The sequence below is a fragment of the Terrabacter sp. 05T424 genome (assembly GCF_056396225.1).
The window spans coordinates 284,115-296,533 of record NZ_JBFTLB010000002.1; the positions used below are offsets into that span (position 1 = coordinate 284,115).

The 12,419-nt window shown below is 70.1% G+C and carries 14 protein-coding genes; 9 read left to right on the forward strand and 5 right to left on the reverse strand.

Annotated features, from left to right (window positions below; genetic code table 11):
- Positions 1–3: 3 nt before the first annotated feature.
- Positions 4–234, reverse strand: a complete 231-nt coding sequence (gene tatA, locus AC1DE0_RS06400) for a Sec-independent protein translocase subunit TatA (protein WP_478098372.1) — start codon at positions 232–234, stop codon at positions 4–6.
- 194 nt (positions 235–428) lie between these two features.
- Between tatA and AC1DE0_RS06405 the strand changes: the two genes are divergently transcribed.
- A complete protein-coding gene (locus tag AC1DE0_RS06405) occupies positions 429–1,208 on the forward strand; it encodes an HNH endonuclease family protein (protein WP_478098374.1) in 780 nt (259 codons plus the stop codon).
- Positions 1,209–1,229: 21 nt separating this feature from the next.
- Here AC1DE0_RS06405 and AC1DE0_RS06410 read toward each other — a convergent pair whose 3' ends face one another.
- The gene (locus AC1DE0_RS06410) at positions 1,230–1,871 is read right to left on the reverse strand and encodes a TetR/AcrR family transcriptional regulator (RefSeq protein WP_478098376.1); all 642 of its coding nucleotides are present in this window, start codon (positions 1,869–1,871) and stop codon (positions 1,230–1,232) included.
- Positions 1,872–1,952: 81 nt separating this feature from the next.
- Here AC1DE0_RS06410 and AC1DE0_RS06415 point away from each other — a divergent pair, with 81 nt between their 5' ends.
- The 5 genes from AC1DE0_RS06415 to AC1DE0_RS06435 all read left to right on the forward strand — a co-directional run bounded on the left by AC1DE0_RS06415 (position 1,953) and on the right by AC1DE0_RS06435 (position 6,418).
- On the forward strand, positions 1,953–3,002 hold the full coding sequence (locus AC1DE0_RS06415) for an NAD(P)-dependent alcohol dehydrogenase (protein WP_478098379.1): 1,050 nt from the start codon (positions 1,953–1,955) through the stop codon (positions 3,000–3,002).
- A 79-nt stretch (positions 3,003–3,081) separates the two neighbouring features.
- Positions 3,082–3,849 (forward strand): ABC transporter ATP-binding protein, encoded by a 768-nt coding sequence (locus AC1DE0_RS06420; protein WP_478098381.1) that lies wholly within the window; start codon positions 3,082–3,084, stop codon positions 3,847–3,849.
- A 9-nt stretch (positions 3,850–3,858) separates the two neighbouring features.
- Entirely contained in the window at positions 3,859–4,620 is a 762-nt protein-coding gene (locus tag AC1DE0_RS06425; protein ID WP_478098383.1) for an ABC transporter permease, read from the forward strand.
- Between the two features lie 58 nt (positions 4,621–4,678).
- Positions 4,679–5,449, forward strand: a complete 771-nt coding sequence (locus AC1DE0_RS06430) for a MerR family transcriptional regulator (protein ID WP_478098385.1) — start codon at positions 4,679–4,681, stop codon at positions 5,447–5,449.
- Between the two features lie 60 nt (positions 5,450–5,509).
- A complete protein-coding gene (locus AC1DE0_RS06435; RefSeq protein WP_478098387.1) occupies positions 5,510–6,418 on the forward strand; it encodes a hypothetical protein in 909 nt (302 codons plus the stop codon).
- A 6-nt stretch (positions 6,419–6,424) separates the two neighbouring features.
- Here AC1DE0_RS06435 and AC1DE0_RS06440 read toward each other — a convergent pair whose 3' ends face one another.
- Positions 6,425–7,273 carry a DinB family protein gene (locus tag AC1DE0_RS06440; RefSeq protein WP_478098389.1) on the reverse strand — a complete coding sequence of 283 codons (849 nt, stop codon included), beginning with the start codon at positions 7,271–7,273 and terminating at the stop codon, positions 6,425–6,427.
- Between the two features lie 59 nt (positions 7,274–7,332).
- The gene (locus AC1DE0_RS06445) at positions 7,333–7,989 is read right to left on the reverse strand and encodes a DUF4396 domain-containing protein (RefSeq protein ID WP_478098391.1); all 657 of its coding nucleotides are present in this window, start codon (positions 7,987–7,989) and stop codon (positions 7,333–7,335) included.
- A 170-nt stretch (positions 7,990–8,159) separates the two neighbouring features.
- Between AC1DE0_RS06445 and AC1DE0_RS06450 the strand changes: the two genes are divergently transcribed.
- From AC1DE0_RS06450 to AC1DE0_RS06460, 3 genes are all read left to right on the forward strand, one after another.
- On the forward strand, positions 8,160–8,600 hold the full coding sequence (locus AC1DE0_RS06450; protein ID WP_478098393.1) for a hypothetical protein: 441 nt from the start codon (positions 8,160–8,162) through the stop codon (positions 8,598–8,600).
- A 78-nt stretch (positions 8,601–8,678) separates the two neighbouring features.
- Complete coding sequence (locus AC1DE0_RS06455; protein ID WP_478098395.1) at positions 8,679–8,915, forward strand: DUF1059 domain-containing protein; 237 nt, start codon at positions 8,679–8,681, stop codon at positions 8,913–8,915.
- A gap of 95 nt (positions 8,916–9,010) precedes the next feature.
- Positions 9,011–9,538: a hypothetical protein gene (locus AC1DE0_RS06460; RefSeq protein WP_478098398.1), complete on the forward strand. Its 528-nt coding sequence runs from the start codon at positions 9,011–9,013 to the stop codon at positions 9,536–9,538.
- A gap of 28 nt (positions 9,539–9,566) precedes the next feature.
- On the opposite strand, the gene AC1DE0_RS06465 is transcribed toward AC1DE0_RS06460, so the two are convergent.
- Positions 9,567–12,233, reverse strand: a complete 2,667-nt coding sequence (locus AC1DE0_RS06465; protein ID WP_478098400.1) for a replicative DNA helicase — start codon at positions 12,231–12,233, stop codon at positions 9,567–9,569.
- Positions 12,234–12,419: the final 186 nt, after the last annotated feature.

Below are 12,419 nucleotides of genomic sequence, written 5' to 3' on the forward strand. Positions count from 1 at the left end.
GTCCTAGACCCCCGGCGTACGCGTGGTCGCCGTGTCGGGGGCGGGTGCGGTGCTCGCCGCGGGCGCCGGACCCGCTTCGGGCACGTCGCCCGCCTTCAGCTGGTCGACCTCGGACTTGAAGATGCGCACCGACCGGCCGAGGCTCCTCGCCATGTCGGGCATGCGCTTCCACCCGAAGAGCAGCGCGACGGCGATGATGATGACGAGGATCTCCGGACCTCCGAGATCAGCCATGGCAACCTCCTGACAGGTCGGGCGCCCGCCCACTGCCGGCGCGTGTCGATGGGGCACCGTACGTCCCGCGTGTGGGAGGGCACCGTGCGACGGCTGGGAACCAGCCGTGAGTGTGGCGCCTCGCCCATCCAGCACCGGCCCCCTGCGGCGAGGCGCCTCGGCTCGGGTTGGCTTGCGTGCCAAGGTGTTCCACCGTGCCAAGCCTCCCGCGCCGCGCCGCGCTCGCCCTAGCTCCCGCCGTGGCGGTAGCCCTGACCGTGCTCCTCGCCGGGTGCGGGCTCCCGGCCCTGACCGGGGCGGGACCGGGCGGCCGAGGTCACGCGCCGACCGAGGTCGATGGATCCGCCCCGGGCACGACGACGAGCCTGCCGGTCACGAGCACGCCGACGATCACCGCAGCCCAGGCGCGTGTCGCGCTCTCGCAGCTCGACAGGCTGTCGGTCAAGGGACGCGCCCCGAAGACCGGGTACGCCCGGGAGCAGTTCGGGCCGGCGTGGACCGACGACGCCGACGTCACCGACGGCCACAACGGGTGCGACGCCCGCAACGACGTGCTCCGGCGCGATCTCTCTGCAGTGCGCCTCAAGACCGGCACCCACGGCTGCGTCGTGGCGTCGGGGCGGCTCGTCGACCCGTACACCGGCCGCGTCATCGTCTTCGAACGCGGCGCCTCCTCGTCGAAGGTGCAGGTCGACCACGTCGTCGCCCTCGGTGACGCCTGGGTCAAGGGCGGGCAGGCACTGACGCGTGATCAGCGCATCTCGCTGGCCAACGACCCGCTCAACCTCCTCGCCGTCGACGGGCCGACCAACAGTGCCAAGCGTGACTCCGACGCCGCCTCATGGCTGCCGCCGAACCGCGCATTCCGCTGCACCTACGTCGCCCGGCAGGTCGCGGTCAAGACCCGCTACCACCTCTGGGTGACCGCCCCCGAGAAGGCAGCGGTCACCCGGGTCCTCACCACCTGCCGCTGACCGGGATCGAGGGCGGGGCGCTCAGCCCAGGAGGGCTGCCACGCCGTCGAGGACGAGGTCGAGGCCGGGCTCGAACTCTCGGGCGAACGTGTATCCGTCTGCGAGCACGATGTGCTCGGCGAACCAGTCCATGTTGGGGTACGCGGCGAGGAGCTCTGCGAGGGGACCGGTGCTGACGAAGTCGGCCGCCTCGGCGCCGGAGTCGAAGGGCAGCGTGGTCTCCTGCAGGACGAAGCCGTACACGAAGGCGTCGACGACGGCATACGCGTGGGCGACGTGACGGGGACTGAAACCGCCCGCGCGGAGACACGCGATGTTGGCGTCGTGGTAGGCGAGGGTCGCCGGCCCGGGCGCGCGGCGCGACTCCATCAGGGGCAACGCCCACGGGTGGCGGCCGAGGACCTCGCGCACCGACAGCGACCGGCGGCGCAGCTCGATGCGCCAGTCGCGTGAGGCGTCGGGAAGGACGACCTCGGCGTAGACACGGTCGACCATGCCGTCGAGCAGCGCGTCCTTGTTTGCGACGTGGTGGTACAGCGACATCGCCTCGACCCCGAGCTCGCCTGCCAGCCGGCGCATCGTCAGCCGGCCGAGGCCCTCCCCGTCGGCCATGGCGACCGCGGCGTCGAGGACGCTCTCGCGGGTGAGCTTGCGCGGGGGCACCGGACCTCCAAGGGGTTGTCAGCCTTACGGCGTAATGCTAGCGTCGCTTCAAACCTTACGACGTAAGAGAGAGATGTCGACATGGAGACTCCACAACTCCGGCCTTCCGACCCGACCGCCTCGCACGCGTCCTCGACGCGCACCTCACCCCTCCCGACGCACGTGCGCGCCGTCACCCGCCGGCGCTACGGCGGCGTCGCCGAGGTGCAGGTCGAACGCATCCGACGACCCGAGCCCGGCCGCGGTCAGGTGCTCGTGAAGGTCGACGCCGCAGGCCTCGACCGCGGCGCCCTGCACCTGCTCACAGGCACCCCGTATGCCGCCCGCGCCGCCTTCGGACTCCGACAGCCGCGTCAGCCGGTGCTGGGCTTCGAGGTCGCCGGCGAGGTGGTCGCGCTCGGTCCTGAGGTGGCCGGCCTGGCGATCGGCGACCGCGTCTTCGGCACCGCCGCCGGCTCCCTGGCTGAGCTCGCCGTCGCCCGCGCCGCCCAGCTGGCGCCGACGCCGGCCGGCGTCGGCGACGAGGAGGCCGCCACCTTGAGCATCTCGGGGGGCACTGCCCTCGAGGCGGTGCAGCGCCACGCCCGGGTGCAGTCGGGCCAGCGGGTCCTCGTGCTCGGCGCCTCGGGCGGCGTCGGCACCTTCGCGGTGCAGATCGCCACCCACCTGGGCGCCGAGGTCACCGCGGTCTGCAGCGCCGTCAAGGCGAACTTCGTGCGCACCCTCGGCGCGCAGCACGTCGCCGACTACCGCACCACGGCCGTCGGCGAGCTCTCCGGTCCCTTCGACGCCGTCGTCGACATCGCCGGAAACCGACCGATCGGCGAGCTGCGCCGGGTCCTGACGCCGACCGGCACGCTCGTCATCGTCGGCGGTGAGGGCGGTGGGCGCTGGCTGGGCGGCCTGCACCGCAACCTGGCCGCCGCGGTCCTCGACCCGTTCTCGCGCCAGCACCTGACGTGGTTCGTCACCCGCCAGTCCCGCGAGCTCCACGGCAGGGTCGGCGAGCTCGTCGCGACAGGTGCGATCCGCCCGGCGATCGACCGCACGATCGGCCTGGACGGCGTCGTCGACGCCCTCACCGCCATGGAGCAGGGCACGCTGCACGGCAAGGTCGTCGTCCGCCCCTGAGCGTCCCGGAACCCGCCCGCCCGCCCGCGGGCCGATGGGGCTTGACCTTGACGCAGCGTCAGGGTTGCACGCTCGTCCCATGACAACGACACACGCCATCGAGATCGCCGGACTGACGAAGTCCTACGGCGACACCGCGGTGCTCAGAGGGGTCGACCTGACCGTGCCCGCGGGTTCCATCTTCGCCCTGCTCGGCAGCAACGGCGCCGGCAAGACGACCACCGTCAAGATCCTTGCCACTCTGCTCAAAGCCGACGAGGGCACGGCCCGCGTCAGCGGCCACGACGTCGCGACCGAGGCGGCGAAGGTACGCGAGTCCATCAGTCTCACAGGGCAGTTCGCTGCCGTCGACGACATCCTCACCGGTCGCGAGAACCTCGTGCTCGTGGCCCAGCTGCGCCGGGTCGCCGAGCCGGGACGGGTCGCCGACGAGCTGCTCGCGCGGTTCGACCTGACCGAGGCGGGCGGACGGCGCGCCGGCACCTACTCGGGCGGCATGAAGCGCCGCCTCGACATCGCGATGAGCCTGATCGGCGACCCGCCCGTTCTCTTCCTCGACGAGCCGACGACCGGGCTCGACCCGCAGTCACGCATCGAGGTGTGGAAGACCGTCCAGGCCCTCGCAGGCCGCGGCACCACCGTCCTGCTCACCACGCAGTACCTCGACGAGGCCGAGCACCTCGCCGACCGGATCGCGATCCTCCACGAGGGCCGCATCATCGCCGACGGCACGCTCGCCGAGCTCAAGGCGCTGCTGCCGCCCACCGAGATCGAGTACGTCGAGAAGCAGCCGACGCTCGAGGAGATCTTTCTGTCCATCGTCGGCCACCCGGCCACCACGAACTGAGGACCGACCATGACCACGCACGCCCTCGGCGACACCACCGTCCTGACCAAGCGGTCGCTGCGCCACATCCTGCGCAGCCCCGACACGATCATCACCACCGCGGTGACCCCGATTGCCATGCTCCTGCTCTTCGTCTACGTCTTCGGCGGCGCGATCGACGTCGGCAGCGACTCGTACGTCAACTACCTCCTCCCCGGCATCCTGCTCATCACCGTCGCGTCGGGGATCGCCTACACCGCCTTCCGACTCTTCACCGACGTCTCGGGTGGCATCTTCGAGCGGTTCCAGTCGATGCCCATCACCAGATCCTCGGTGCTCTGGAGCCACGTGCTCACCTCGGTCGTGGCGAACCTCGTCTCGCTCGTGCTCGTCGTGCTCGTCGCACTGCTGATGGGATTCCGCACCGGCGCAGGACTGCTCGCCTGGCTGGCAGTGCTCGGGATCATGACGCTCTTCACCCTGGCCCTCACCTGGCTCGCGGTGATCCCCGGCCTCACCGCGAAGTCGGTCGACGGAGTGAGCGGCTTCTCCTACCCGCTGATCTTCCTGCCCTTCATCAGCTCGGCCTTCGTGCCGACGTCGGGGATGCCCGGCCCCGTGCGGTGGTTCGCCGAGCACCAGCCGGTCACCTCCATCGTCGACACGATCCGCGCGCTGTTCGCCGGTCAGCCCGTCGGCGCCGACCTGTGGGTCGCCCTCGCCTGGTGCGTCGGGCTGCTCGTCCTGGCGTACGCCCTCGCCCTGCGCACCTACCAGCGCAAGATCGCCTGACGGCGTGCCCGGGCACACGGCATACGCCATCGCACCCGCGCGTCAGGAGAATGGGGCCATGCTCACGATCAGCCAGCTGGCCGCGTACGCCGGTGTGACGGTGCGCGCCGTGCGGCACTACCACGCAAAGGGACTGCTGCCCGAGCCCGCACGCGACCACTCCGGCTACCGGCGCTACGACGCGGCCGCCGTGGTCCAGCTCGTGCGCATCCGCACGCTGGCCGACGCGGGCGTGCCGCTGTCGCGGGTGAGCGAGCTGCTCGACGCGGGCGACGAGGAGTTCGCGGCGGCGGTCGAGCAGATCGACCGCCGCCTCCGGGCCGAGATCCGGGAGCGTCAGCGGCACCGCGACCGCATCGCGAAGCTCGCTGCCGGCGAGAGCCTGACCCTCCCGCCCGAGGCCGTCGCCTACGTCGAACGGATGCGCGAGCTCGGGTTCCCGCAACGGGTCATCGAGGTCGAGCGCGACAGCTGGATCCTCATCGCCGCGCAGATGCCCGAGGCGGTCGCCGACCTCATGGAGATCAAGCAGCAGCAGCTCGAGCACGAGGGACTGCGCCGGCTCTACCTCGACATCGGCGACCTCGTCGACTGCGGGCCCGACGACCCGCGGCTGCCGGCGCTCGCCGACCGGGTCACCGCCTTCATCGAGGCCGCGGCCGCCGAGGCACAGGACTTCGAGGACGTGCATCCCGTCAGCGCCGAGCTCATCGCGCTGCTCGACGCCGCCTTCGTCGAGTCCTTCCCGTGCGCGGCACGCCTGCTGGAGCTGCTCGAGGAGCGCGGCTGGACGGGGTGGACCGACATCCGGCGGCTCGAGTCGGCCTGAAGGGGGCGACCGCTCGGGGCGCTGCGAGACGGGCGGCGCGCGGGCCGTCAGAATGTCTGCATGACTGGCCCCGGACCCACCGACGAGGCGCGGCAGTTGCTGCTCGACCACGTGGACCGCACCCTCACCGGCCCCCTCGAGGACCCTGCGGTTCTTGCCGCCGTGGTCGGGGTCGAGCGCCTCGTCGTGGCCACCCGGTCGACGGACGCCGCCGTGCTGCGCCTCGCGCTCAACGGACAGCTGACCGGACGTGACGCCCCTGATGCAGACCTGAAGCGCGTCATCGAGCTGGTGGTCGAGGGCGAGAACCACGTCGTCGCCGGACTCGCTCGACGGGCCGAAGGCCTGCCGGCCGATGCGGCCGTCGTCAACGCCGACGCCGGCGGCTACGAGATCACCACGGACGCAACACTGCTCCGGGCCGCGGTGCGTGCCGCGCAGCGGTCGATCGACGCGATGCCCTACTACGGCGCGCGCTACGGAGCTCGCGGGTCGCGGTTCGCCACCACCGACTCGGCCTGGCTCGTGTCCCTCGCCTGGCTCGACGATGCCAGCGCCATCCGACAGGTGCAGTGGCTGGCGCGGGTGCTCGCCTCCCGGGGCATGCCGTCCTGGCTGCTCGAGATCCATCTCGACGAGCTGGTGCGCGAGGTCGCGACGGTGGCTGGCTTCGAGGCCGTCGGCGCGCTGCCGGCCACCGCCGCCGCACTGGCGTCCGCTCGGCGAGCGCACGTCGGCGACGAGCTCATGGACGCTGCCGACGCCTGGGCAGCCGAGGCCCTGGGCGATGCCCTACCCGTGCCTCGCGCCGGTGCCCTCATGGCCGCCGCGGTGGGTGACGTCCGGTCGGGCCTGACTCGCGACGACACCTCGCTGGTCGACTGGCTCACCCACGGTGAGCGGGTCTCCGATGCCGTGGCGACGGCGCTGCATGAGGTCCATCGGCGGATCGTCGACGCCGCTCGTTGACCTCCGTCACCGAGGAGGTATCCCGGCAGCAGGCTCCGGCACCGGACGCCCTTCCGCTCGGGCAGCGACGACGGCGAGGTCCCGTTCGGCGTACTGGCGGTGCAGCCACTCCTCACTGAGGATCGTGCGCAGAACGCGGCGGACGGCAAACGACTCCGGCTCGGGGTAGCCCGGCTCGGTGACGGGTTCCGTTGCGCCGTCGAGCGCCTCGTCCGTCAGGCCGTCGACGACGCGTCGCACTGTGGCCATCCGGTCGGCGCGCAGGGCGAGCACCTCGTCGAGCGTCGGGCGCGCCTCGCGGTCGCGGGGGACGGGTGGACTGTCGGGCATGTCGTCGTGGGGCAGGTCGAGCGCATCCCACGGCTCGGGTTCGCCGAGCAGGGCCCGACGCACCCAGGCGTCGGTCGCGAAGACGAGGTGGCGCAACGTCTCGATGAACGACCACTCCCCGTCGACGCGTTCGTGGAGCTGGTCGGGGGTGAGGGTGCGCGCGTGGTCGACGGTCTCGCCCCAGATGCGTTCGACGACGTCCCACGCCTCGCGGAATCCCTGCGCGTCGGTGGGACGCATCTTGGGGCGGTCGGGCTGGAGCCGGTCGAGCTCGGCCTCGATGAGGGGCACGACGTCGACACCGTTGATCCGCAGGTTGCCGATCTCGGCGGTGATGTCGACGTCCTCGAGCCAGACGTCGCGTGCGCGGAGACCGCGCAGGTCGACCTGCCGCAGGGTCGCGCCGGTGAGCACCACGTCATGGAAGTTCGCACCATCGAGGTAGACATCCTCGAAGCTGGCGCCGGTGAGTCGCAGCTTCTCGAACCTCGTGCCCGTGCGGTCCTCATACGTCTCGTCGGTCATGTCGAGCAGCGTAGGGCCGGTCCCGGACGAACGGCCGCCGCAGGTGGCGCCCGCCGGTGCTACCGGATCAGGCCGTCGGCGACGGAGACGACGAAGCCGCCGAGCATGAACGACGCGATGGCCGATGCCAACGCGACTGGAGCCAGCACCGGGACGAAGCGGCGCGCGCCGGTCACCGGTGCGGTCGATCCGTGGTGCTCGTGGGTCAGGGCGTGGCCCTTGCCGCGTCGCAGCAGGTTTCGGTTGACCGGATAGGCCGCGACGAAGGCGGCGACGAGCGAGATCGCCATGCTCACCCAGAAGACGGCGTTGACGAGGCCGGCGTCCATGGCGCCGGGGATGACGGCCATGACGAGGTTGTCGACGACCTCCATTGTCAGGATGGAGACGGTGTCGGCGGCAAGGACCAGCCGCAGGGCCGCGCCGAAGGTCAGCCCGGTGCGCAGGAGCGGGAGACTCGACAGGGTGTAGCCGAAGAGGAACGCCAGGGCCACGGACAGCGCGATCGTTGCTCCGGTGCCGAGCCCGACCGCGGTTCCGATCATCAGGCCCAGGATCTCGCCGATGGCACACCCGGTGAGGCAGTGGAGCGTTGCGCTCGCCGCCATCGACGCGAGTCCTGAGCCGTGGCTGCCATCCCCACCGTGGCTGCCACCGCTGGCACCTGCGTGGTGCTGGTGCGCGGCCTCGTGGGCGGTGTGCGACAGGTCATTCATGGCTTCGGCCCTCCTCGTCGTCCTATGGCAATACCCCGGGTGGGTATGTTCGTGAGGGAGTCAACCGACGAGTTGTTCGGTGCATTCCCGTGCGACGCCGTGGTTCTGGCGATCTTCCGCCGTCTCCTGGGTCGCGAAGTACACCTACTCACGACAGCAACCCTTTGACGGTGCTTCTCTGGATCATGGAGAGCACCTCGTCACGCCGCGACGACGCCAACGTCGCGTTCGGCCTCGCCCACCTCCTCGTGGGTGCTGCAACCGTCGTCTTCGGCGGAATCCTCTTGTTCACCAGCAAGGCTCCCGGGGCCGAGCTCGAGACGGTCCTGCTCGTTCCCGGCCTGCTTCTTGCGCTGGCCGGGCTGGCCTTCTGCTTCGCGGCCGTGCGCGCCGTCGGCGAGGCCCGCCAGGGTCATGCCGGCCCGCTTTCGTCGGCTCTCAGCGTGATCGAGCTGGTCGCCGGTGTCGCCATGTTCGGTGGCGTGGCCGTGGCGGTGCAGTCGTACGGCGTCTTCGAGCCCTGGCGGTCTCCGCTCCTGGTTCCCGCGGTGGTCCTCACGGCGCTAGGTCTGGCGGGCACGCTCCATACGCTCATCACGCACGACGGATGACGTATCCACGCTCCGTGTCACATTCGAGCTGCTTCGATCGTCATCAGACCAGAAGAGCACACCGACGAAGGAGCTGACATGAAGACCATGACCTGCCGAGCCCTGGGCGGCGCCTGCGACCTCGAGCACAGCGGCGACAACGCCGACGAGGTGATCAAGTCCCAGGACCGTCACCTCAGGGAGGCCGTGAAGGCCGGCGACGCCTCTCACCAGGACGCCCGTGACGCCATGAAGGGACGCTGGCGGCACCCGAAGAAGTCGATGGACTGGTACCGCGACACCAAGGCAGCGTTCGCCGCGCTTCCCGACGCCTGACCTTCGTCCCGGAACTGCTGCCCGAGACCTGGCCGAGCTGGTGGGGGGCGATCGGAACGCTCCGGGCGCGGGTCGCGAGTCCTAGGCTGGTGCTCATGACCGCGCTGCCGCGCTTCGACTTTCCACGGTTCTTCGGCGCCGTGGACGCGGGACGTCTCGATCGTGAGCTGAGCTGGTACGAGCTCGCGGACGAGCTGTGGGAGCAGTCGTCGGAGCTCAACGCAGAGCTGATGGACCACCCACTGTGCGGCGGCGCAGTGTCCCGGCTCGGAGGGCGGGGTGAGACGTCCTGCCAGTACGCGTTGTTCATGCTGCGCTGGCTCGACCGAGCACCCGAGGACTTCCTCACCGGTCGTGTGGTCGACGTCGGTGACACCAGGCTGCCGCGGGCGGGTGCGGGGCGCCGCCTGAGATGGGACCTCGGCGAGCTGCATGCGGCCCTCAACGAGCGGCGTCGCGAGGAAGGCCTCACGTGGGCACAGCTCGCCGCCGAGATCGACTGCACGCCAAGCAGGCTGACCAACCTGCGCACAGCCCGTCTCGCGGATCTCGACCTGACGATGCGCGTGACTCAGTGGCTCGGCCGGCCCGCGGCCGACTACATCCGACCCGCCGACTGGTGAGCAGCCGCCGCGCCTGAAGTGCAGCGGCTCAGAAGTTGTTGGCCATGTTGGTGAAGCGGCTGAAGTGGCCCTGGAACGCAACGACGATTGTGTCGGTGGGACCGTTTCGGTGCTTGGCCACGATGAGGTCGGCCTCGCCCTCGCGAGGTGAGTCCTTCTCGTAGGCCGCCTCGCGGTGGAGCAGGATCACCATGTCCGCGTCCTGCTCGATCGAGTTGTGGACCGCGATGCCGTTGGCAACGAAGTTGTGCGCGCCCAGCACGGTGGCGTCAAAGACCTCTTCGACGCCGTCGGGCTCGATCGAGACCACCGAGTCCCAGAGCACGTCGTTCACTGCGTAGAGCTCGAGCTCAGCACTGTCGAGCACCGCCGCCACCTGGGCGAGCCGCTCGCGCGAGGGGCTGTGTCGATAGATCGCGGAGCCGTTGTACTGGACGCCCATTGCCGCTTGGAAAGCGCGCGTGGTCATCCCCTGCTGGGACATGACCTCGCGGACGGTGTCCCAGATGCCGACAGGGACGGTGTCGACATTGGTGTTGGACTTCGTCTCGCGGACGATGGAAAGGAGGCGCTCAGCATGGACGCCGCGATCGCCGTGCACGCCGATCTCCTGGAGGAACCGACGCTGGCTGTCGCTGCCGGAGATGTCCAGCGTGTAGCCGGCGCGGTAACCGGACTTCCTGACCGTGCGCACCCGGGTCGAGATGCCGAAGCGCAGGAGAAGCCGCGACAGGTCGTCGACGAGCCGTCGCGAGGTCGAGGCGTAGTACACGCGACCGCCGCGGCCGTTCTTGTTGACCGTGACCGAACCGTCCGTCGACCAGATGTGCCGCAGAAAGAGTGAGACCTGTCGCTTGGAGACATGGAAGATCGGCTCAGGCACGAACTTCTCGTGGCTGCGCTTGTCGAAGAGGCCCAGCCCGTCCAGCCACTCCGCGATCGGGTTCCGCTTGCCGTGTGTGAGCCTGAAAGGGGCGCGCAGGCGCAGCGTGCTGACTCTCGCGGCAGCATGGTCGTCGCGCACGGCGGCGACGCCGAACGTCAGCGCGGCCTTGGTGACAGCCTCGAGGTTCGCCTCGTCGATGCTCGCGTAGCGGATCGGCTGACGCGCCACCATGGATCCGTCTCCGAGCATGTGCGCCAGCAGGATGACCCGCGAGTCCTCCCACGGCTCGTGGCGCTCGGGTGCGGGAACGTGACGCGGCACGGCGATCCGAGAACCCGTGCGGAGGTCGCCCAGCGCCGTCCACCCCTCGTAGGCCAGGAAAGGGTGGTTCTCCGTCGCTCGCACCGTCTTGCCTGAGGCAAGCGTGAGCTTGAAGACGGGCTTCGTGCCCGTGGGAAACACGTGCGTCAGGGGCCGAGCCACATAACGGAGCTTGTCGTCGAGCGCCCACACTGGAACGTCTTTCGCGCCTTCCGCGTACAGCTGCCCCAAGGACGCTTCAGCCCCGGTGTCAGCACGGAGAACGCGAGTATCCGCGGTGAGGCAGCCCGACTCACGAAGGTCGCTCATGGCGGGCTTCTTGTCGGTGCGCTGCTCGGGACCACGGTTCAGCTGCGAGATCGCGATGACGGGGACCTCGAGCTCCTTCGCGAGCAGCTTGAGCGCACGCGAGAACTCGGAGACCTCCTGCTGACGGGACTCGACACGCTTGCCCGAGCTCATGAGCTGGAGGTAGTCGATCACGACGAGCTTGAGGTTCTCGCGCTGCTTGAGCCGGCGGCACTTGGCTCGGATCTCCATCAGCGACATGTTCGGCGAGTCGTCGATGAACAGTGGCGCGTCGGAGACGCGGCCCATCGTCGAGGCGAGGCGGGTCCAGTCCTCCTCGCGCATGGTGCCCTTGCGCATGTGCTGCAGCTGGATGCCCGCCTCGGCCGACAGCAGACGCATCGTGATCTCGGTGCGGCTCATCTCGAGCGAGAAGACGACAGCAGCCATCTTGTGCTTGATGGCAGCCGACCGGACGATGTCGAGGCCGATTGTCGATTTTCCCATCGCCGGTCTGGCGGCGATGACGATCATCTGCCCGGGGTGCAGACCGTTCGTCAAGGCGTCGAAGTCGGTGAATCCCGTTGGCACACCGGTCATCTCGCCCGAACGACCCGACGCGACCTCGATCTCGTCGACGGTCGCCTCGATGATGTCGCCGATGGCGTGGTAGTCCTCACCACCGCGCTTGTCGGCCACGGCGTACACCTCGGCCTGGGCCGCGTTGACGATGTCTTCGACGTCGCCGCCGCCCTGCGCGTAGCCGAGCTGGACGATGCGGGTGCCGGCCTCGACGAGACGGCGCAGCACAGCGCGCTCGGCGACGATCTGGGCGTAGTAGCCGGCGTTGGCGGCCGTGGGGACCGACGCGATGAGCTGGTGCAGGTAGGCCTGGCCGCCCACCCGGCTGAGGTCGCCGCGCTTGGTCAGCTCGTCGCTGACGGTGATCGCGTCGGCGGGCTCGCCGCGACCGTAGAGGTCGAGCACGGCGTCGTAGATGAGCTCGTGCGCGGGGCGGTAGAAGTCGGTGCCCTTGAGCTGCTCGACGCAGTCGGCGATGGCGTCCTTGGACAGGAGCATGCCGCCGAGGACGGACTGCTCGGCGCCGACGTCTTGCGGGGGGAGGCGGTCGTCGGGCGGGCCCCCGTCACGGGTCGACGACGACGCGAAAGCGCTCGTGCTCAGCTCGTCGAGCGACACGTGCTCCCCTTCCCCTGGGAGTTCCCCTGAGTGGTGCGTGAGTGGTGCGTGAGTGGTGCGTGAGTGGTGCGTGAGTGAATGACAGCGGTGCAACCCCGGTCCACACCCAGTAGACAACGCGGCGCCGACAGGGCCGGTGGCGGGCCCTACCAAACCCGCCGAACCGCCCTCCCCGAGGAGCACCGT